General features: G+C 68.4%; 21 protein-coding genes. 8 read left to right on the forward strand and 13 right to left on the reverse strand.

The features are described from left to right. Positions 1-14: 14 nt before the first annotated feature. From ACH5N8_RS15360 to ACH5N8_RS15395, 8 genes are all read right to left on the reverse strand, one after another. Positions 15-524, reverse strand: coding sequence for a C40 family peptidase (locus tag ACH5N8_RS15360; protein WP_460026079.1), 510 nt, complete (start codon positions 522-524; stop codon positions 15-17). Beyond that, complete coding sequence (locus tag ACH5N8_RS15365; RefSeq protein ID WP_483281968.1) at positions 521-1762, reverse strand: type III PLP-dependent enzyme domain-containing protein; 1242 nt, start codon at positions 1760-1762, stop codon at positions 521-523. The genes ACH5N8_RS15360 and ACH5N8_RS15365 overlap by 4 nt, the downstream gene beginning before the upstream one ends. 14 nt (positions 1763-1776) lie before the next feature. After that, positions 1777-2865: a lytic murein transglycosylase B gene (gene mltB / locus ACH5N8_RS15370; RefSeq protein ID WP_483281969.1), complete on the reverse strand. Its 1089-nt coding sequence runs from the start codon at positions 2863-2865 to the stop codon at positions 1777-1779. Between the two features lie 66 nt (positions 2866-2931). Further along, positions 2932-4065, reverse strand: coding sequence for a rod shape-determining protein RodA (gene rodA, locus ACH5N8_RS15375; RefSeq protein ID WP_483281970.1), 1134 nt, complete (start codon positions 4063-4065; stop codon positions 2932-2934). Continuing rightward, the gene (gene mrdA / locus ACH5N8_RS15380; protein WP_483281971.1) at positions 4062-5903 is read right to left on the reverse strand and encodes a penicillin-binding protein 2; all 1842 of its coding nucleotides are present in this window, start codon (positions 5901-5903) and stop codon (positions 4062-4064) included. The genes rodA and mrdA overlap by 4 nt, the downstream gene beginning before the upstream one ends. Continuing rightward, positions 5900-6394 carry a rod shape-determining protein MreD gene (mreD, locus tag ACH5N8_RS15385; RefSeq protein WP_483281972.1) on the reverse strand — a complete coding sequence of 165 codons (495 nt, stop codon included), beginning with the start codon at positions 6392-6394 and terminating at the stop codon, positions 5900-5902. The genes mrdA and mreD overlap by 4 nt, the downstream gene beginning before the upstream one ends. Continuing rightward, positions 6381-7271, reverse strand: a complete 891-nt coding sequence (mreC, locus tag ACH5N8_RS15390; protein ID WP_483281973.1) for a rod shape-determining protein MreC — start codon at positions 7269-7271, stop codon at positions 6381-6383. The genes mreD and mreC overlap by 14 nt, the downstream gene beginning before the upstream one ends. 39 nt (positions 7272-7310) lie before the next feature. After that, positions 7311-8357: a rod shape-determining protein gene (locus ACH5N8_RS15395; protein WP_460026086.1), complete on the reverse strand. Its 1047-nt coding sequence runs from the start codon at positions 8355-8357 to the stop codon at positions 7311-7313. Positions 8358-8600: 243 nt separating this feature from the next. On the opposite strand from ACH5N8_RS15395, the gene gatC reads away from it, so the two are divergent. The 4 genes from gatC (at position 8601) to ACH5N8_RS15415 (ending at position 12749) form a co-directional block, all read left to right on the forward strand. After that, positions 8601-8888, forward strand: coding sequence for an Asp-tRNA(Asn)/Glu-tRNA(Gln) amidotransferase subunit GatC (gene gatC / locus ACH5N8_RS15400; RefSeq protein WP_460026087.1), 288 nt, complete (start codon positions 8601-8603; stop codon positions 8886-8888). A gap of 90 nt (positions 8889-8978) precedes the next feature. After that, positions 8979-10433, forward strand: a complete 1455-nt coding sequence (gatA, locus tag ACH5N8_RS15405; protein WP_483281974.1) for an Asp-tRNA(Asn)/Glu-tRNA(Gln) amidotransferase subunit GatA — start codon at positions 8979-8981, stop codon at positions 10431-10433. 283 nt (positions 10434-10716) lie between these two features. Then, positions 10717-12147 (forward strand): Asp-tRNA(Asn)/Glu-tRNA(Gln) amidotransferase subunit GatB, encoded by a 1431-nt coding sequence (gene gatB, locus ACH5N8_RS15410; RefSeq protein WP_483281975.1) that lies wholly within the window; start codon positions 10717-10719, stop codon positions 12145-12147. Positions 12148-12167: 20 nt separating this feature from the next. Continuing rightward, entirely contained in the window at positions 12168-12749 is a 582-nt protein-coding gene (locus ACH5N8_RS15415; protein ID WP_483281976.1) for a hypothetical protein, read from the forward strand. Between the two features lie 194 nt (positions 12750-12943). Here the strand turns inward: ACH5N8_RS15415 and ACH5N8_RS15420 are convergent, their stop codons facing one another. The 5 genes from ACH5N8_RS15420 to ACH5N8_RS15440 all read right to left on the reverse strand — a co-directional run bounded on the left by ACH5N8_RS15420 (position 12944) and on the right by ACH5N8_RS15440 (position 16764). Next, complete coding sequence (locus tag ACH5N8_RS15420; RefSeq protein ID WP_483281977.1) at positions 12944-13585, reverse strand: c-type cytochrome; 642 nt, start codon at positions 13583-13585, stop codon at positions 12944-12946. 2 nt (positions 13586-13587) lie between these two features. Continuing rightward, positions 13588-15216, reverse strand: coding sequence for a b(o/a)3-type cytochrome-c oxidase subunit 1 (locus ACH5N8_RS15425; protein ID WP_483281978.1), 1629 nt, complete (start codon positions 15214-15216; stop codon positions 13588-13590). A 4-nt stretch (positions 15217-15220) separates the two neighbouring features. Next, on the reverse strand, positions 15221-15817 hold the full coding sequence (locus tag ACH5N8_RS15430; protein WP_460026093.1) for a cupredoxin domain-containing protein: 597 nt from the start codon (positions 15815-15817) through the stop codon (positions 15221-15223). A gap of 12 nt (positions 15818-15829) precedes the next feature. Next, positions 15830-15976 (reverse strand): hypothetical protein, encoded by a 147-nt coding sequence (locus ACH5N8_RS15435; protein WP_460026094.1) that lies wholly within the window; start codon positions 15974-15976, stop codon positions 15830-15832. Positions 15977-16434: 458 nt separating this feature from the next. Next, on the reverse strand, positions 16435-16764 hold the full coding sequence (locus tag ACH5N8_RS15440; RefSeq protein WP_460026095.1) for an RNA recognition motif domain-containing protein: 330 nt from the start codon (positions 16762-16764) through the stop codon (positions 16435-16437). Positions 16765-17053: 289 nt separating this feature from the next. On the opposite strand from ACH5N8_RS15440, the gene ACH5N8_RS15445 reads away from it, so the two are divergent. From ACH5N8_RS15445 to ACH5N8_RS15460, 4 genes are all read left to right on the forward strand, one after another. Further along, on the forward strand, positions 17054-17962 hold the full coding sequence (locus tag ACH5N8_RS15445) for a DMT family transporter (protein WP_483281979.1): 909 nt from the start codon (positions 17054-17056) through the stop codon (positions 17960-17962). Positions 17963-18029: 67 nt separating this feature from the next. Continuing rightward, the gene (gene sodC, locus ACH5N8_RS15450) at positions 18030-18545 is read left to right on the forward strand and encodes a superoxide dismutase [Cu-Zn] SodC (RefSeq protein ID WP_483281980.1); all 516 of its coding nucleotides are present in this window, start codon (positions 18030-18032) and stop codon (positions 18543-18545) included. A gap of 61 nt (positions 18546-18606) precedes the next feature. Further along, positions 18607-19605: a beta-ribofuranosylaminobenzene 5'-phosphate synthase family protein gene (locus ACH5N8_RS15455; RefSeq protein ID WP_483281981.1), complete on the forward strand. Its 999-nt coding sequence runs from the start codon at positions 18607-18609 to the stop codon at positions 19603-19605. Next, positions 19598-20746: an ATP-grasp domain-containing protein gene (locus ACH5N8_RS15460; protein ID WP_483281982.1), complete on the forward strand. Its 1149-nt coding sequence runs from the start codon at positions 19598-19600 to the stop codon at positions 20744-20746. The genes ACH5N8_RS15455 and ACH5N8_RS15460 overlap by 8 nt, the downstream gene beginning before the upstream one ends. Positions 20747-20790 lie beyond the last annotated feature (44 nt).

The following is a 20790-nucleotide window of genomic DNA, read 5'->3' on the forward strand; positions in this document are numbered from 1 at the left end:
AACGAAGCGGACGGCTACGGGATCCAGCGGCCGATCCGCAGCGGCGGCGCGACCGGCCCATCGGCCAGCGGCCGCCGCAGGCCGAGATAGTGCCGGGTCCAGTACGGGGCATCCAGAGGCGAGACCACCACCTGGCCCCTGGCGCTGCTGGCGTGGACGAAGTGATCGTTGCCGATGTAGATGCCGACGTGCGAATAGGGCTGGCCGGTGGTGTTGAAGAACACCAGGTCGCCGGGCTGGCGCTGGCGGCTGTCCAGCGTCGGCAGCGCCATGGCCATCTGGTAGGCGGTGCGCGGCAGAGCGATGCCATGCCTGCCGTAGACGTACTGGACCAGTCCGCTGCAATCGAAGCCGCGCTGCGGCGATTCCTCGCCCCAGCGGTAGGCAATGCCCTTGAGGCTGAGCGCCTCGCGCACGACCGCCAGATTGATGGGCTGGCGAACCGGCCGCGGCGCCGGCGTGGGCTGGCTGGCGCAACCCGCCGCGAGCAGCGGCAGCAGGCCGAGCCACAGCCAGCGGGTCATGGGCATGCCGGTGCGCGTTCATCCGCCGCGGCCAGGCCCGGGGATGCGGGCTCCAGCGACCGGACCGCCGGCGGCGCCGGTGTCGTCCATTGCCGCCGGTACTCCGCATAGCCATGGGCTTTCAGCAGCCGCAGCCGGCCGGCGCGCTCGCGCAGCCAGACCGATGGCAGGTCATGGCCGTTGAAGCGGCTGGCCTTGACCAGGGCATAGGCGCCCACGTCGGTGACGTGCAGGCGGTCGCCGACCCGCAGCGGCTCGGCAAAGCGGTGCACGCCGAAGAGGTCGCCGGCCAGGCAGCTGCTGCCGGCCAGCAGCCAGGCATGGGGGGCGTCCGGCCGGGCCTCGCGCACGCACGGCGGACGCTGGTATTCGAACACGGCGGGCAGGTGATGCACCCCGGTATCCAGCACGGCGACCGCCTGGCCATCGCGCCGGAAGGTATCGACGACGGTGGTCGCCAGGCTCCCGGCCCCGCCGACGATGGCGTTGCCCGGCTCCAGCCACACCGCCAGCGGGCAGCGCTCACGGAACGCGCGGATCGCCGCGCCGAAAGCGTCGGCCTGCGCGATGTCGCGCGGGTTGTAGCCGCCACCCAGATTGATCCAGCGCAGGGCTTGCAGCCGGGGCCCCAGGAGCGCCTCGATGCGCGCCAGGGTATCGCGCAGCGAACCCGGCTCGCGGCCATTGAAATGGGTATGGAAGTGCAGGCCGTCGATGCGCGCGGCCAGCGCCGGTTCGGCTGCGAGCGCCGCCCGCAGCTCGTCCAGGGGCACGCCAAGCTTGGATGCCGGCCGGCAGGGATCGTAGCGCGGATCGTCGGCGGCGGAGAGTCCCGGGTTGACGCGGATACCCGCGGCAACCGCCGGATTCAGGCCGGGCAGGAACCGCCGGCACTGCTCCAGGCTGTTGAAGCTGATCGCCGTGCACAGCCGGCCAAGCTCGGCGATGTCGGCGGCCCGCAGACCCGGCGTGGTCAGGTGCAGGGCGGCGGCGCCGGGGTCACCGGGATGCAGCGCCTCGGCCGCCAGCCGCGCCTCGAACAGCGAACTGGCGGCAAAGCCGCTGACGCCGGGGCGGATCAGCGCCAGGAGACCCGCGAGGGGCTGCGCCTTGATGGAGTAAAGCAGGCGCGCGCCGCTGGCCCGGCAGAGCCGCTGAAACAGGCCGAGCCGCGCCAGAATCCGGCGCTCGTCATAGACGAAGGCCGGGGTTTCCGGGATGCCGGCATCGACAGCCATGCCGCTGCCCGCTGTCAGCGGCCCGGCCCGCCGCGCCATTCGCGGACCAGCTCGGTAGCCGCCATGGCGTAGAGCGGGCTATGGTTGTAGCGCATGATCACCGAGAAGTTGTGGAAGGTGATCCAGAACTCGGGGCCGTTCTCCCCTGCCAGCTGCAACAGGCCGGCCTTCTGGCCGCCACCGACCGGCTCGGCGGGCATCACGCCGAGATTGGCGAGCTGCCCCAGCGTCAGGCTGGCCTTGGGATTCTTGGTGCTGACCACGTCGCGGTAGCCGTCACCGCTGACCCGCGCCGGCACGGCGATGGGTTCGCCGGCGCGCCAGCCGTTCCTGGCGAAATAATTGGCCACGCTGGCGATGGCGTCGGCCGGGTTGTTCCAGATGTCGCGCCGGCCGTCGCCATCGCCGTCGGCGGCCAGCTTGCGATAGCTGCTGGGCATGAACTGCGGCATGCCCATGGCGCCGGCATAGGAGCCCAGCGGGCCCAGGTAATCCATGCCCTCCTCCCGGCACAGCAGCAGGAACTGCTCCAGCTCGCTGCGGAAGAAGCCGGCGCGGCGCGGATAGTCGAAGCCCAGGGTCGAGAGTGAGTCGATCACCCGGTACTTGCCCGGCTTGACGCCATAGGCGCTCTCGATGCCGATGATCGCGGTCGCCATCTCCGGCGGCACGCCGTAGCGGGATTTGGCCCGGGCCAGCGCCGCCTCGTTGAGCGCCATGAAGTCGCGCCCGCCGTTGATGCGCTTCTCGGTCAGGAACAGCTTGCGGTAGGCGTGCCAGGGCTTGGCCTCGTAGGGCTTGGCCATGGCGTCGAGGATGGCGGGCACGCTGCCGGCCTGGTCGAAGGCGCGGGTCAGTTCGGCCATGCCGAAACCGTGCTTGCGGCTCATCTCGGCGATGAAGTCACGGACCTCGGGGCGCTGGGAAATGCCCGGCGCCGGCGGCAGCAGGACCTTGGGTTCGTCGGCATCGGGCCGGGGCGCGGCCTGCCGGGGCGGCTTGCGGTCGACGGGCGCCGGCACGGTCGAGGGGGTCGGCGTGGAGCAGCCGCCCAGCGCGAGGCTGGCGGCGGCGAGAAAGACGGCGATCGAGCTCGTTTTCATGATGCGCGGGTGGTGTGAAGCGAAAAGCGAAGCATAGCGGCAAGGGCGCGTCGGGCCAATGCGGTTTCAGTCGCGCCGGCGGAGCCGGTGCACCTCGATGGACATGAGGATGCCGAAACCCGCCAGCAGCGTGACGGTGGAGGTGCCGCCATAGCTGACCAGCGGCAGGGGCACGCCGACCACGGGCAGGATGCCGATGACCATGCCGATGTTGACGAAGATGTAGACGAAGAAGGTCAGGGCCAGGGCGCCGGCCAGGTAGCGGCTGTAGCGATCCTTGGCCTGAACGACGATGTACAGGCAGCGGGCCAGGATGATGCCATAGGCGGCCAGCAGGCCCAGGCAGCCGACCAGGCCGAACTCTTCCGCCAGCACCGCGAAGATGAAATCGGTCGAGCTCTCGGGCAGGAACTCCAGGCGCACCTGGGTGCCGCTCAGCCAGCCCTTGCCGACCACGCCGCCGGAACCGATGGCGATTTTCGACTGGATGATGTGGTAGCCGCGGCCCAGGGGGTCGGCCTCCGGGTTGAGCAGCATCAGGATGCGGTCGCGCTGGTAGCCGTGCAGGAAGCGCCACAGCACCGGCAGCGAGCCGACGCCGAGGATCAGCAGGCCGGCCAGGTAGCGCCAGCCGATCCCGGCCAGGAAGACCACCGCCGCGCCCGAGGCCGCGACCAGGATCGCCGTGCCGAGATCGGGCTGACGGGCGATCAGCAGCACCGGCAACAGGATCAGCACGGCGGAGACCAGCAGCTGGAGCCGCCCGGGCGGCGGCAGGGCGCGCGACAGGAACCAGGCCAGCATCATCGGCGTGGACAGCTTGGTCAGCTCGGATGGCTGGAAACGGACGAAGCCCAGGTCCAGCCAGCGCTGGGCGCCCATGCTGACCTTGCCGAACAGCAGCACCAGCACCAGCATGACGATGCCCACCAGGTACAGGATCGGGCTGGCATTGAACAGCTGGCGCGGATGCACGCAGGCGATGGCGAGCATCACGCCCAGGGCCAGCAGCAGGCGCAGCGCCTGGCGCAACAGCACCTGCGGATCCTGTCCGGAGGCCGAGTACAGCACCGCCATGGCCACGGCCGAGAGCAGCAGCAGGCCGCCGAGCAGCGGCCAGTCCAGCGGCAGGCGCCGCAACGGGCCGGCCGGCGCGTCGGGCGCCAGCCGCAGGCGCAGCAGATGGTGGTCGATCTTCATGGCTGGTCCTGCAACAGGTACTGGTCGATGACCCGGCGGGCGATCGGTGCCGCCACGGTGCCGCCGTGACCGGCATTCTCGGCGAGCACGGCCACGGCGATGCGCGGCGCCTCCGCCGGCGCGAAGGCGATGAACCAGGCGTGATCGCGCAGCGACTGGGTCACCCGCATGCTCTTGTAGCTTTTGCCCTGGGCCACGGAAAACACCTGCGCGGTACCGGTCTTGCCGGCCATGCGATAGCTCAGCCCGGCGGCAATGCGGCGGGCGGTGCCGCGCTGCACCACGTCGACCATGGCGCCGACCACGGTATCCCAGTGCCCGGGATCGATCGGCCGGCCGCCCGCGGGCGATCTCGGGTAGGGATGCTCGACCTCCCAGCCGGCCTTGATGCGCTTGACCAGGCGTGGCTCGACAGCCAGGCCGCGGTTTGCCAGCACCGCCGTCGCCCTGGCCATCTGCAGCGGGGTGACGGTGACGAACCCCTGGCCGATGCCGGCGATGACGGTATCGCCAGCCCGCCATTCAGCCTTGCGGTACTTGCGCTTCCATTCCTCCGAGGGGTAGATGCCGGCCTTCTCGCCGGCGATGTCCAGCCCGGTCACCTGGCCGAGACCGAAGCGGCCGTGCATGAAGTCGTGCAGCCGGCGGATGCCCAGGCGGGTGGCCAGATCGTAGTAGTAGACGTCGCAGGACTGGACGATGGAAAGCCGCATGTCGGTCGGCCCATGTCCGCCATGCGCCCAGTCCCGGTATTGGTGGCGCGAGCCCGGCAGGCGGAAATACCCGGGGCAGGCAACACGGTGGGCCGGCGACAGGCCAAGCAGTTCCAGCCCGGCCAAGGCCTCGAAGGGCTTGACGGTGGAGCCGGGGGGGTAGGTGCCGCGGGTGGCGCGGTCGTACAGCGGCCGCGCCTCGTCCTGCTGCAGGGCGGCATAGCGCTCGCGGCTGATGCCCTGGATGAACGGGTCGGGATCGTAGCTGGGCTTGCTGGCCAGGGCGAGGACATCGCCGTTGCGGGGATCGATGGCCACCACCGCGCCGTGATACTCGCCCAGGGCATCCATGGCGGTCTGCTGCAGGCGGATGTCGAGCGACAGGAACAGGTCGGTACCGCTCACCGGCTCGTGCCGGCCCAGCCGGCGCACCATCCTGCCCCTGACGTTGGCCTCGTATTCCTCGTGGCCGGTGAGCCCGTGCAGCAGGGTCTCGTAGCTCTTTTCCAGCCCGCTCTTGCCGATGAAGAAGCTGCCGCGATACTGGGCGGGGTCGAGGCTGGCCAGCTCCTTGTCGTTGATGCGGGCGATGTAGCCGACCACATGGGCGGTCAGCTCCCGATAGGGGTAGGTGCGCATCATGCGCGTGTGGATTTCGGCGCCGGACAGCCAGGGCAGCCGCACGGCCACCCGGGCCGCCTGCTCCTCGGACAGGCCCAGGCGCAGCGGCACGCTCTCGAAGGGCTTGCGCATGGCGCGCTGCGCGTGGAATTGCCGCAGTTCGGACGGGCTCAGGTCGAGCGCCTCGGTCAGCTGCTCCAGCAGCCGGGGCCAGTCCTCGACCTGCTCCGGGACGATCTCGAGATTGAAGGTCACGACATTATCGGCCAGGGGCTCGCCGTTGCGGTCGTAGATCATGCCCCGGTTGGGCGGCAGCGGCGCGATCTTGATCTGGTTCTCGCGCGACAGGCTGGCGTACTGCTCGTGGCCGGCAATCTGCAGGTAGACCAGCCGCACCACCAGCGCGACCACGGCCAGCAGCATAACCGCCACGCTGGCGATGATGCGGTTGAGGAACAGCCGGTTCTCGCGGAAATCGTCCCGGATCGACAGATTCTCGCTCATGGCTCTCGCGCCAGGGTGCCGGGACCGCGCAGCAGCGCGCGGAGCACCGGCCAGGCGAGGGCGCCGCTCAGGGCCGGCAGCCAATAGGCGGCCCGCACGGATTCGGCCAGTTCGGCAGGCCGGGTCCAGAGGACGAGCAACTGCCCGAGCAGCAGCAACAACAGCACCCACAGGCCCTGCAGGGGCAGCGGCAGCCCCAGCAATCGTGACCGCAGGCGCAGGTTGAGGTAGACCATGACGGCATAGGCCAGGGCCTGCTGGCCGAGCAGCCGGCCGGTCAGGGCGTCGGCCAGCAGGCCGAACAGCCAGGCGGTGAGGATGCCGACACGCCCGGGCGCCTGCAGGCTGCCCTGCAGCAGCAGCAAGGCCAGCCAGTCGGGGCTGAGGGCAAGCCAGCCCGGCGGCAACGGCAGCAGGCGCAGCAGCAGGGCCAGGAGCAGGCCGAACAGCGTGCCGCCCGGCGCCATGCCGGACGGCCTAGCGAGCGGCATGGTCGGGGTCGGTCGCAGTGCCGGCCTGGCTGACGGCGGGAATGCGCGGAATGGGCGTCGCATCGCTGCGAACCACCAGCAGTTCCCGGTTGCGGTCCAGCTGTGCCACGGGCACCGCCCGCAGCGCGCCGCTGCCGGGCTCGGGGACCATGCGGGCAACCGGGTAGCCGGCCGGGAATCCGCCGCCCATGCCGGAGGTGACCAGCAGGTCTCCCGCCTGGATGTCGGCGCTGCCGGCCAGATAGGGCAGCTCCAGCCGGTCGCTGGCGCCGGTACCGACGGCGATGGTCCTGAGTCCGTTGCGATTGACCTGCACCGGCAGCGCGTGGCTGGCATCGGTGATCATGATCACCTCGGCATTGTGCACCGTCACCCGCAGCACCTGGCCGACAACGCCGTTGCCGTCGACCACCGCCTGACCGGGCTGCAAGCCGTGCCGGCTGCCCTTGTTGACGACGATGAGGTTCTCGTAGGGCACGACGTTGATGGCCAGGGGCTCGGCGATCAGCACCTGATCGCCGACCTTGAAGGTGGTGTCGAGCAGGCCGCGCAAGCGGATGTTTTCCTGTTCCAGGGCTTCCAGCCTGAGCTGCCGGCCCTGCAGGATCAGGGCCTCGCGCCTAAGGCGCCGGTTTTCCTCGGCCAGCTCGGCATGTGCCCGGCGCTGCTCGCCGAATTCGCGGGCCAGCCGCGCCGGGGCGCTGGCGGCATAGCGGATGGGATCGATCAGGTAGGCCAGCGGCTGGCGCAGGGGCGCGAGCGCGCCGCGCCGCTCCAGCGAGACGAGGATCAGCGAGGCGAGCAGGCACAGGACCAGCTTCAGATGCAGCGTCGAGCCGTTGGCGAACAACGGCCGCGAATCGCTTCTGGCGCGCATGCGGCGGAGTTGGCGAGCGTCGATCGGCCCGGGGGCGCCTCACTCCATCGAGAAGATCGCCATGCCCTTGGTATCCAGGAGTTCGAGGACACGGCCGCCGCCCCGGGCCACGCAGGTCAGCGGATCCTCGGCGATGTGCACGGGCAAGCCGGTTTCCTCGGAGATCAGCCGGTCGATGTCCTTGAGCAGGGCGCCGCCGCCGGTCAGGTAGATGCCGCGCTCGGCCACGTCGGAGCCGAGCTCGGGCGGAGTCTGCTCCAGCGCCGTCTTGACGGCGTCGACAATGCCCTGCAGGGGCTCCTGCAAGGCTTCGAGAATCTCGTTGCTGCTGAGCACGAAGCTGCGCGGCACGCCCTCGGACAGGTTGCGGCCGGTGACCTCCAGCTCCTTGATTTCGCTGCCGGGATAGGCCGAGCCGATCTCGTGCTTGATGCGTTCGGCGGTCGCCTCGCCGATCAGCGTGCCGTAGTTGCGACGCACATAGCTCATGATGGCGTCGTCCAGGCGGTCGCCGCCGATGCGGGCGGACGCGGAGTAGACGATGCCGTTGAGGGAGACGATGCCCACTTCCGAGGTGCCGCCGCCGATGTCCAGCACCATGGAGCCGCGCGCCTCGTCGACCGGGAGACCGGCCCCGACCGCCGCCGCCATGGGCTCCTCGATCAGGTAGACCTCGCGGGCACCGGCACCCAGCGCCGATTCCTTGATGGCGCGCCGCTCCACCTGGGTGGAACCGCTGGGCACGCAGATCAGCACGCGGGGACTCGGCCGGAACCACTGGCTCTCGTGAACCTTGTGGATGAAATACTGGAGCATCTTCTCGGTGATCGTGAAGTCGGCGATGACGCCGTCCTTCATTGGCCGGATCGCCGTGATGTTGCCGGGCGTGCGGCCCAGCATCGACTTGGCCTCGGAGCCGACGGCGGCGATGCTCTTCTGGCCGCGGGCCCGGTCCTCGCGGATCGCCACCACCGAGGGCTCGTCCAGCACGATCCCCTTGCCCCGGCAATAGATCAGGGTGTTCGCAGTGCCGAGGTCGATGGACAGGTCGGTCGAGTAAAAACCCCGGAGCTGCTTCAGAAACATGATCTTTCCGCCGTCCAAAAATCAGCTATTTAACAACGGCCGGTCAGGTGTCGCAAGGCAGCCCCGACGTGATCGGGATACCCCGCCGGGGCGCACGGCACGGTCCGCCATCCAGGCGCCGGCGCGACCACAAGGACATTGTCCGCGGCGACCCCGAGCCGATGCTTTGACGTTACCGATGGATTTCCCGAATAATGGTGGACATTCCCATCCCCAGCCTTCCGCTTAGAGTGAGCAAAAACCATGTCCCTTACCTCTGAAGAGGTCAATCGCATTGCCTGGCTCGCCCGGCTGGCCATCGACCCGGACAAGACCGCCGCCTACGCCCGCGACCTGTCCGGCATCCTGGATTTCATCGAGCAGATGGGTACCGTGGACACCGACCAGGTGACGCCCATGGCGCACCCACTGGACCAAGTCCAGCGCCTGCGGCCCGATACCGTGACCGAAGCCGATCAGCGCGCGCTGTTCCAGGCCCAGGCGCCGGCCGTCGAAGCCGGCCTGTATCTGGTGCCGAAAGTCATCGAGTAAACCCCTCCCGAGGCAGCGGCACGCCGCGCGCCGGCGCAGCCGACCGCCCGCCGCCCCGGCCATCCGCCCGGGATCTTCCGGAACCGAACCATGCACGAGAACACCATCGCCGAGCTGGCGCTCGGCCTCAAGAACAAGGACTACAGCAGCGAGGAGCTGACCCGGGCCTGCCTGGACCGCATCCAGGCGCTGGACGGCGAGCTGAACGCCTTCATCACCGTGACCGGGGAGGCCGCGCTGGCCGCCGCCCGGGCCGCCGACGCCCGGCGGGCGCGCGGCGAGGCGGGGCCCCTGACCGGCATCCCCATCGCCCAGAAGGACATCTTCTGCACCCGGGGCGTCCGCTCCAGCTGCGGCTCCAAGATGCTCGACAACTTCGTCTCGCCCTATGACGCCACGGTGGTCGAGCGCTTCCACCAGGCCGGCACGGTGATGCTGGGCAAGCTCAACATGGACGAATTCGCCATGGGCTCGTCCAACGAGACCAGCTTCTACGGGCCGGTGAAAAACCCCTGGGATACCGGCACGGTGCCGGGGGGCTCCTCCGGCGGCTCGGCGGCGGCGGTGGCCGCGCGGCTGGCGCCCGGCGCGACCGGCACCGACACCGGCGGCTCGATCCGCCAGCCGGCCGCGTTCTGCGGCATCACCGGCCTCAAGCCGACCTATGGCCGGGTCTCGCGCTGGGGCATGATCGCCTTCGCCTCCAGCCTCGACCAGGCCGGCCCCATGGCGCGCACCGCCGAGGACTGCGCCCTGATGCTGCAGGTCATGGCCGGCTTCGACCCGCGCGACTCGACCAGCGTCGACCAGCCGGTACCGGATTATTCGGCCACGCTCGGCGACAGCCTGGAGGGCCTGCGCATCGGCCTGCCGAAGGAGTTCTTCGGCGAGGGGCTCGACCCCGAGATTGCCCGCCTGGTCCACGCGGCGGTCGACGAGTACCGCCGGCTGGGCGCGACCGTGAAGGAGGTCTCCCTGCCGCACATGCACCTGTCGGGCCCGGCCTACTACGTCGTCGCGCCGGCCGAGTGCTCCTCCAACCTGGCCCGATTCGACGGGGTCCGCTACGGCTACCGCTGCGCGGAGCCGAAGGATCTCAAGGATCTCTACATGCGCTCGCGCGGCGAGGGTTTCGGTGCCGAGGTCCAGCGTCGCATCCTGATCGGTACCTATGCCCTGTCGGCCGGCTATTACGACGCCTACTATCTCAAGGCGCAGAAGATCCGTCGCCTGATCAGCGAGGATTTCCGGCGTGCCTTCGAGGACGTGGATGTGATCATGGGGCCGACCTCGCCCTCGGTGGCCTTCCGCTTCGGCGAGAAGAGCGCCGACCCGATCGCCATGTACCTGTCGGACATCTACACCATCGCCGTCAACCTGGCAGGGCTGCCGGGCATGTCGATTCCGGTGGGTTTCTCGCATGGGCTGCCGGTGGGCATGCAGGTCATCGGCAACTATTTCGCCGAGGCGCGGTTGCTGAACGTGGCGCACCGCTACCAGCAGGCGACCGACTGGCATCGCCGGGCGCCCGCGCTGCCGGCCTGAAGCGGGTCGCCGACGATGAGCGACACCCGCCGGACAGCCGCCAACCCGCCGGGCATTCACCCGGGGATGGTCAACGGGCTGCCGGCCCGGCAGCGCGGCCGACCTACCGCTGTCGGCAGGCCGGCGAACGCATCGCGCCATCCGGCTGGCCAGGCCTTGTGGCGGACGATGGCCCCGGCGGATCTGGCCCTCGGGTACGGCGGCCGGGCCACCATCCGAATGTTTCATGAACCCCAGGACACGGGCGCGCCCCGGCCTGTCTGACCCGTTGAAGGTACCGTTTATGCAGTGGGAAACCGTGATCGGGCTGGAAATCCATGCCCAGCTCGCCACCAAGTCCAAGATTTTCTCCGGCGCCGCCACCGCCTATGGCGCCGAGCCGAACACCCAGGCCTGCGCCATCGATCTGGGCCTGCCTGGCGTGCTGCCGGTGCTGAACGAGGACGCCGTGCGCATGGCGGTCAAGTTCGGCCTGGCCATCGGCGCCACCGTCGCGCCGCGCTCGGTGTTCGCGCGCAAGAACTACTTCTACCCCGACCTGCCCAAGGGCTACCAGATCAGCCAGTACGATCTGCCGGTGGTCAGCACCGGCCAGCTCGTCATCGAGGTGGACGGCGTGGAGAAAACCATCGGCATCACCCGCGCGCATCTGGAGGAGGACGCGGGCAAGTCGCTGCACGAGGACTTCCACGGCTTTTCCGGCATCGATCTCAACCGCGCCGGCACGCCGCTGCTGGAAATCGTCTCCGAGCCGGACCTGCGCTCGGCCAAGGAGGCGGTGGCCTACATGAAGAAGCTGCATGCCCTGGTGCGCTATCTGGAAATCTGCGACGGCAACATGCAGGAAGGCTCGTTCCGCTGCGACGCCAACGTCTCCATCCGCCCGAAGGGCCAGGAGACATTCGGTACCCGCGCCGAGATCAAGAACCTCAACTCGTTCCGTTTCGTCGAGAAGGCGATCAACTTCGAGATCGAACGCCAGATCGAGATCCTCGAAGCCGGTGGCACGGTGGTCCAGGAAACCCGGCTGTACGACTCGGTCAAGGATGAGACCCGCTCCATGCGCAGCAAGGAAGAGGCCAACGACTACCGCTATTTCCCGGACCCGGACCTGCTGCCGCTGGAGATCACGACCGGCTTCATCGAGACGGTCACGACTACCCTGCCGGAACTGCCCGACGCCAAGCGGACCCGCTTCCAGTCGCAGTATGGCCTGAACGCCTACGACGCGGGCGTCCTGACCGCCACCCGCGAGCTGGCGGATTACTACGAGGCGGTGGTCAAGGTCGCGGACTGCGACGCCAAGCTGTGCGCCAACTGGGTCATGGGCGATCTCGCCGCCGCGCTGAACAAGGCCGGACTGGACATCGGGGAGAGCCCGGTGCAGCCGGAACGCCTGGCCGGGCTGGTCCGGCGCATCGCCGACGACACCATCTCCGGCAAGATGGCCAAGGAGGTGTTCGAGACCCTGTGGACCTCCGCCGATGCGGCCGATGCCATCATCGAGCGGCAGGGCCTCAAGCAGATCACCGATACCGGCGCCATCGAGGCCATCATCGACCAGATCATCGCCGCCAATCCGGACCAGGTCGCGGGCTACCGGGCCGGCAAGGAGAAGCTGTTCGGCTTCTTCGTCGGCCAGGCCATGAAGGCCACCCAGGGTAAGGCCAATCCGGCGCAGCTCAACGAGCTGCTGAAGCAGAAGCTCTCCTGAGCATCCCCGCGAGACGCGCCATGACCACACCCGACACCGCCAGCCGACCGACGCTGGCCGACCTGCTGCCGAAGCTGATGGGCTTCGCCCGGCTGGTGCAGAACCTCGCCAACCGCTTCAAGGGACTGGCACGGTGGCTCGCCATCAGCGGCGTCCTGTCAGCCCTGCTGCTGGACTGGCTGACCGTCCGCGCCTGGGATCTGTCGGCGACCTGGGCAGTCGTGCTCGGCACGCTCCTGCTCCTGCCCGGCCTGGTGCTGGGCTGGAGCTGGTACGTGCTGGCGGAAGCCAGCAACCTGCCGCAGCGCGTCGCCCAGTGGGCCGGACAGGCAAAGCACCTGGCCGGTGGCGTGGCGCAGCGCCTGCTGGCCGACAAGCCGCCGGCCGAGACGAGCGGCCGCCTGGGCGACCTGCGCAAACTGGGCGGGCTGACCTACGACATCGCCGCGATGGGCCTCGACGCCACCGACCTCATGGCCATCCTCGGCGGCACCCTCAGTTTCACCAACCCGGTGTTTCTGCTGGTGCTGGCGATTTCGGCCGGGCTGATCGTGCTGCTGAATCTCATGGCAACGATCATGGCTCTGATCGCACTGTTCTGACAGGTCCTCGATATCGTGCGCGCAGGTGCGCGCAGGCGCGCGCGAGGCACAACCGAAAACATCAAGTCCCGTTCCCACGGCACGGGGCAGGGGTTTGATCGCCAAGCCGAGGCAAGCGAGCCCACGCGGGCCATACCGATTGCCTATCCCTTTCCTGGATAGCAAGGACGCTGCATCGACATCCGCCCAGACATCTAGCGACGCAGACCAGCATAGTAGCGCGCCAGCTGCCTGATCTCGTCCTCGTTCAGCTGCTGGGTGATGCTGCGCATGCGGCCGTAGAGGTCGTTGTAGCGGGCGCCGCTCTTGTAATCGAGCAGCGTCTGTTCGAGATAGGCGGCGTTCTGCCCGGCGATGGCGGGCACGTCGATCTTCTGGCCCTTGCCGCTGGCCTCGTGGCAGGCGGCGCAGGGCGGCAGGATGCGGCGGCTGTCGCCCATCTCAACCAGGACCTCGGCGGCTTCCGAGGCCGGCTCGGTCTTGGGCGCGGGTGGCAGCGCCTGCTGGCTGTAGTGGGCCGCGACATGCGCCATGTCCTCGGCCGACAGGCCGGCAACCAGGCCGGTCATGACCGGATTGTCGCGGCTGCCGTCCTTGTAGTCCTGCAACTGCTTGTAGAGGTAGGGCGCCAGCTGGCCGTCGAGATACGGGAACTGCCCGCCGTTGGCATGGCAGGCGGCACAGGTTTCCGCGATGACCTTGCCCTTGGCGGCATCGCCGCGCTTGAGGGCCGCGAGCTGTTCCGGGGTCCAGGCGACCTTGGAGGAGGGTTCGGCCCATGCCGCGCCGACCGAGACCGCCATCAGCAGGGTGGCAAGCCAATAGGCTGTTTTCATGATCAATACCCCCATCCGGTCGAGCCGAAGGTTTTCGTCAGGAAGAACTGCGCGATCGGATAGCCGAAGTTGGCCAGCATCAGCGCAAGGATGATGACGTTCCAGACACCGAAGCCATTCAGCAGCGGCGGCACGCGGGCGCCCGCGGGCTCGCTGTCGGCGTAGCGGATTTCGGCGATGGCCTCGCTCACCGGCTCGCCGCGCTTCTGGGACTTGGCCAGGATGTGCAGGAACAGCAGGGCCGAGCCGAGCAGAACCGCACCACCGATGATCATGGCCAGCTCGTAGGGATCCCAGGCCAGCGTCAGCACGCTGTTGTAGGCGACGCTGGAAATGCGCCGTGGCTGGCCGAGGAGGCCGAGGATATGCCAGGGCGTGCTGAGGATGATCATGCCGATGAACCAGCTCCACAACTGCACCAAGGGCAGGGTACCCGGAATCAGCGCCTTGCCGGTCACCCGCGGCCACACGGCGTAGGCGACCGCAAAGTACAGGATGACCGTGGTGCCGCCGAAGATGAGATGGAAATGCCCCGGCACCCAGGCGGTATTGTGGACCATGGCATTCATGGCATAGCTGGCGTTGACGATGCCACCGAAACCGCCGGCGATCAGCATCAGGAACGCCAGGATGGCTGCCAGCACCAGCGGGTTACGCCAGGGCAGCGCGCCGATCCAGCCAAACAGCCCCGTGCCGCCGGCATCGCGACCGGCTTTCTCCAGCGAGGCGACCACGGTGAAGCCGGTCAAGAGGGTCGGCACGGCCACCAGGAAGGTACCGATGCCATGGATCATCTTGAAGCCCTTGCCCTGCTCGGGGTCCATGTACAGGTGATGGAAGCCGATCGGCAAGCCGAACACCAGCAGCAGGACGAAGGCAAGGCGGGCGAGGTCCTGGCTGAACAGCTTGCCGCCGGCCGCCTGGGGCACCAGGCAATAGAGGGCGATGTAGGCCGGAATCAGCCAGAAGTAGACGATCGGGTGCAGGGTCCAGGAGAACAGTGTGCGAGCCAGCCCCACGTCGATGGTATCGATCCAGCCCAGTACCCAGGGAATCAGCTGGAACACGGCCTCCAGCGCCACGCCGGCACTAGTCCACAGCCACAGCAGGGCATTCGCGGTATTGGCGAACATGGGCAGCGGCACGGGTTCGCCCGGATGGGCCTTTTTCCACTGGGCGAACATCACCACCATGATGGCAGCCCAGAACCAGGAACCGACGATCAGCAGGGTGGCGCCCAGGTAGAAGAACGCGCTGGCCTGCACCGGCGGATAGAAGGTGTACAGCACCGAGGCCTTGCCCAGCAGCAGCGGAACCGCCGCCATCAGGGTTCCGGACACGGAGATGGCGAACCCGGCCCAGGCCAGGCGCGGATTCCAGATCGGCATCTTCAGGCTGCTGGTCGCCACCAGATAGCCGAAGCCCATGATGAAGAAGGTGGTCAGCACGAACCCCATGAGGACACCATGGGTGCTGACGGAGGCGAAGTAGACCTGTGGCGACTGGATGGCGGCGATCAGGCCGCTGCGCTCCAGCACCTGATAGAAGCCCAGGAGGCAGGCCAGGCCGAAGGCCCCGAAGGCGAGCCAGAAATGGCCCAGCACGAAGATTCTGAAGTTTTTCTCAGCCATGCCCTTATCTCCCCGTCGTTTGCGTGGTGCCGGACTGCCAGCTTTCGCGCGACACGACCGTGACCTTGCTCCACATGTGGTCATGTCCCATGCCGCAGTATTCGTTGCACAGCATCGGGTACTCGCCGGGCTTGGGGAAGGTGGTCGTCAGCGTGGAAACGTAGCCGGGCACAACCATGGTGGCCATGTTGGTCATGGGCACGTGAATGCCGTGCAGGACATCGGCGCTGGCCACTCGGAAGGTGACCGGCTGGCCGGCCGGAATGCGAATCTCGCGCGGATAGAAACCGTAGCGGGCGGCGACCAGCGTCACGCGGATGCTGCCGTCCGGCAGCGTGGCGACGCCCAGCCTGTCCTCGGCGAATTCCTCGCTGAGATGCAGACGGGCAGAATCGATGGTTTCCATCGCGCCGGGCGGATGCACGTGCTTGACGAGGCCCGTGTAGAGGATGGCGGCCACGAAGGTGCCGACCATGGCCAGGGCGACGTAGATCCAGCGTTTCTCCAGCGGATCGACGTGCAACCTGGCTGGCAGGTCGCGCAGTTCCCGGAGCTCGGCGGCCAGCGGCGATCTCTGATCAGAATCATGATTCTTGTCCATCGTGAAACTCCGCTAATGCACCGTGCCACGCGGCAGGAAAACCCCGAAATACAGGAATAACCAGGCCGCAAGCATGGCGATGGCCACCATGCACAGCAAGGCCCAGGTTCCAATCGGCGTAAATTCCGACGTGATGGGCGGCTTATTTTCGTTTTCCATGACCCATACCCCTTTTATGTCGCAACAAACCAGACGTTCGGAGTGTGCAATGCGGTATGGGCAAAAGCAAGCGCAATCATGTGACCGCCGCTCACGTCAGTTCCGGGAACCGGGCGGCGATGCGACGGGATGGTCTGCGACCTTCGCGCTGGCGGCCGGCCGCCGGACCGGTTCGGGAGCCTTGGCAACGCAAGCGGGCGCCGCCGGAAGATCGCTCGCAGTCAGGGTTGACGGGGCAAGCCTTGGTCGAATCCCTGCGGGAAACGCGGGTTGATGGGGGATGGGAAGGACGCCGGGGCAAGACGCCGGCCGTGCTTGGCCGAAGGTTCTGCCGCGAGGGCTGTGAGGAAAGAGAGGACCCGATCCCCCCGCACGCATGGCCGGGATTTCCGGGTGCCAGAACGGAAACGGGGCCGATAACGGCCCCGCGAAGCGTCAGCGCCTGACCGGAGGGGCGATCAGAAGCGGCGACCGCCGCCGAAGCCACCGCGATCGTTGCGATCGCCGCCGAAGTTGCTGCGACGCGGACCCGCGGAGCGGTTGTCGTCGCGCGGACGCGCTTCGTTGACGGTGATGGTACGGCCACCCAGGTCGGTCTGGTTCAGCTTGTCGATCGCGACCTGCGCGCCGGCATCTTCCATTTCGACAAAACCGAAACCCTTGGACTGGCCGGTCATGCGGTCAGTGATGATATTGACGGAGGACACGTCGCCGAACTGGGCAAATGCCTCGCGCAGTTCATCCTGCGTGGTCTTGAAGGAAAGATTGCCTACGTAAATGTTTTTCATACCAACATCTCCAGCTCCGACAGGCCGTCGGAACTCAAACTTGACAAACAACAGTGGTCACGGGGACCGGTTCAACCTTGGGAGTTACTTCGTGGGAGAGCGGACTTCAAGAACGGAGCGGCTGAGACGCTGGATTCGCGAAGCAATAACGCGACGCCATGGAAGAACTGTACAGGCGAAGCTACGGTAACACGGCCTTTCCGTTTTGCCCACGTTTTTTTCGCCCCCTGCGCCCGCCGCTGACAGGCCGGCTTGAAGCCACCGGCAGGCCTGGCGTCTAATCACTTCCATGCCGATATCCCGCCGCACCGGAAGCCGCCCGCAGGAGGCGCGAGGACTGCTGCTGATGTTGCTGGCCTGCGTTCTCTTCGCACTGATGGCGAACTGCGTGTATGCGGCCTCCCGACTGGCGGTGCCAGTCGCAGCCAGCGTCATCAGCTTCGTCCGCGTGAGCGTCAATCTGGCGGCGCTACTCCTCCCGGCCATGGTGGCAGGCAACCTGCGCGGGCTGTTCGGTGACCTGCGGCTGGCACTCTGGCTGCGCGGGCTGTTCGGCGGCGTATCGCTGATGCTCTCGTTTGCCTCGATCCAGCGCATCGGACCGGGCGAAAGCGCCTTCCTGACGGCCAGCAGCGGCATCTTCGTCGCGGCGCTGGGACCGTGGGTCCTGTCGCAGCGGAACAACCTGCGCGACTGGCTGGCGATAGCGGGTGCGGTGGCGGGCATGGTCCTGCTGTTCCGTCCCGGCCTGGATGCCGTCGACCTGACCGGCCGCCTGATGGGCGTGCTCTCGGGCTTCCTCGCGGCGCTGGCCTACCTGATGATCGCCCGCGCTGGCCGCAGCAACCCGCCCGCCACCGTGGTGTTCTACTTCTGCCTGGTGGCCGTGCTGTTCCATCTCGTCTGGTTCGCCTGGAGCGGTTTCGCCCTGCCGGCAGGCGGCATGGCCTGGACCTGGTCGCTGACGGCCGGTATCGCCGGCAGCGCGGCGCAGCTGCTGCTCACCCGGGCCTACCAGCTGGCGCCGGCGATACTGGTCAGCGCGGTCGGCTACTCCGCGCCGGTGATGAGCATGCTGATGGGCATCGCCTTCTTTGGCGAGACACCCGACAGCACGGCCCTGATCGGCTGCGGCCTGATACTGGCCTGCGGGGTGGCGCTGCCCTTTCTCGCGGTCCGGCGGCTGCGGCCGGATTGAAACCGCGCCGATCCCCGCCCGGTTCGATCCGTTTACAATGGATAGAAAAACCATCACGGAGCGCGCCATGTCACAGTCCCTGCTAACCCTGCTGCTGCTGTCCTGGTCCCTGCTGGCCTCGGCCCAGGAGGCCAGCGCCGAGATCCACCGCATCGATGCCCAGGGCGTCGGTGCGCGCCTCGGCACCGTCACCATCAGCGAAACCGCCGCCGGCCTGGCCTTCCAGCCGGATCTGGCCGGCCTGCCGCCCGGCCCGCATGGTTTCCATCTGCACGAGGGCAGCGGCTGCGCTCCCGGTGAAAAGGACGGCAAGGCTCAGGCCGGTCTCGCCGCCGGAGGCCATTACGATCCCGACAAGACCGGCCAGCACAAGGGCCCCGAGGGTGCCGGGCACAAGGGTGACCTGCCGATGCTGAACGTGGCCGCCGACGGCACGGCCCGGGAGGCGATCGTCTCGAAGCGGCTGCGCCTGGACGAGGTCAGGGGACGGGCATTGATCATCCATGCGGAGGCCGACAACTACGCCGACCAGCCTGGCGGCGCGCGTATGGCCTGCGGGGTGATCCAGACCGTCAGCCGCTGAGCCACGGCCTGAGGACGTACCGGACAGCTGCCGCCCGAGACCGCGCCCCCACGATTTCCCCGTGCCACATCGCAAGCCTGCCCCAGCAACACTGCCCGACGCCGTCCTGGTCGAGGCTCCGGCCCGCCTGCACATGGGTTTTCTCGACCTGGGCGGCAGCCTGGGGCGGCGTTTCGGCAGCATCGGCGTCGGACTCGAGGAGATCGGTACCCAGCTGATCGCGGAGGCGGCCGACGAACTGCGGGTCAGCGGGCCCGACGCGGAGCGGGCGCGGCGTGGCGCGGAACGGCTGGCGGTCCATCTGGGCCGGGCCCTGCCGGCCCGCATCACCATCCGCGAAGCCATTCCAGGCCACGCCGGCCTCGGTTCCGGCACGCAGATGGCGCTGGCGGTGGGTACCGCGCTCGCTCGCCTACACGGGCTCGATCTTGCCCCGGCGGAGATTGCCGCCATCACCCAGCGCGGCGCCCGCTCGGGCATCGGCATCGCCTGCTTCGAAGCCGGCGGCCTGGTGGTGGACGCGGGGCGCGGGGCGCGAACCGGGGTTCCGCCGGTGATCGCGCGGCTGGATTTTCCCGCGGACTGGCACTTCGTCATCGTGCTGGATCAGGCGGATCAGGGTCTGCACGGTCAGGGCGAGACCCAGGCCTTTGCCACGCTGCCGGAATTTCCCCGGGCCGCGGCCGCCCACCTGTGCCACCTGCTGGTAATGCAAGGTCTGCCGGCCCTGCTCGAAGCCGATCTGGTGGCCTTCGGCGACTTCGTCACCGCCCTGCAGGCCGCGGTGGGCGATCATTTCGCGCCGGCGCAGGGCGGCCGCTTCACCAGTCCGCGGGTCGCCGCGGCGCTGGACTGCCTGGCCGCCCAGGGTGGCGTAGGCATCGGCCAGAGTTCCTGGGGTCCGACCGGGTTCTGCCTGGCCGCCAGCCGGGCAGAGGCCGAGCGGCTGTGCGCGCGGTGCCGAGAACAGCAATCCGGCGAGGAGCACCTGCGCTTCCTCGTCGGCACTCCGCGCCGCCGCGGCGCCTTGGTGCAGGATCTGGCCGGCGCCCTTGCCTGATGCCGCCATCGGCACATCCCCGGCCTGCGCGCCCGATCTGCCGCCGCAACTGCTGCTGATCAGCTGCTCGGCCCGGGCGCTGGCACAGTCGGCGCGGCGGGCAGGCATGCGGGCCGTTGTCCTGGACCATTATGGCGATGCCGATACGCGCGCCGCCGCGGCAGCCGTGGCCGCCATCCCCGACACCGGACAGGGCTTCGATGACGCGGCGCTGCTGACCGCCGCGGCACGGCTGGCACCGGCCTGGGATTACCCGCTGGTCTGCGGCAGCGGTCTCGACGGGCAGCCCGAGGTGCTGTCCCGGCTGGGCCGCGAGCGGGTCATGCTCGGCAATCCGCCGTCAATCCAGTGCCAATTCCGCGATCCCCGGCGCTTCTTCGAATGGCTGGATCGCTGCCGCATACCGTATCCCGAGGTCCGGTTCCAGCGCCCCCGGGATCCCGCCGGCTGGCTGATCAAGTCCGGTTGCAGCGAGGGGGGCAAGCGTGTACGCTTCTGCGCCCATCATGAGGCCGCTCCAGGCGATTATTTCCAGCACCATATCGAAGGCGCCGCCCATTCGGCGCTGTTTCTGGCGAACGGCGAATCGGCGCGCCTGCTCGGCATCAATACGCTCTGGACGCTGGACCGCGGCGAGACCCCCTTCCTCTTCGCTGGCGCCATGAGCCACCCCCTGCCGCAGCATCCCCTGACCGGAACGCTATCCGGCTGGCTGGACCGGCTGGCGCGGGCAACGGGTCTCGTGGGCCTGGGCAGCCTGGATTTCGTGCTGGACCGACGGGGCCAGCCGCAGGTACTGGAAGTGAATGCCCGCCCCAGCGCCACCCTGGCCCTCCACGATCCCGACTACGCGGAAGGTCTTCTCGCCGCCCATGTTCGCGCCTGCCGCAGCGGCCAGCTGGTCGACATCGCCCCGGCCCGGCAGATCCGTGCCTTCCGCGTCGCGCTGGCACCCCGGACCATGACGCTGCCGGCGGATATCCGCTGGCCGGCCTGGGTCGCCGACCGGCCCATGCCCGGCACCCGCTGCGAAGCCGGCCAACCGCTGTGCACCGTACTGGCCGCGGCGCCGAACCCGGCGGCGACGCTCGCGCAGCTGGCACGGCGCCACCATCGCCTGAACGCCCTGCTGCCGCCATAACGGCATCCGGCCAAACCGACCACACCCCCACATCACTCACATCC

Source organism: Methyloparacoccus sp. NF-16 (assembly GCF_056880625.1).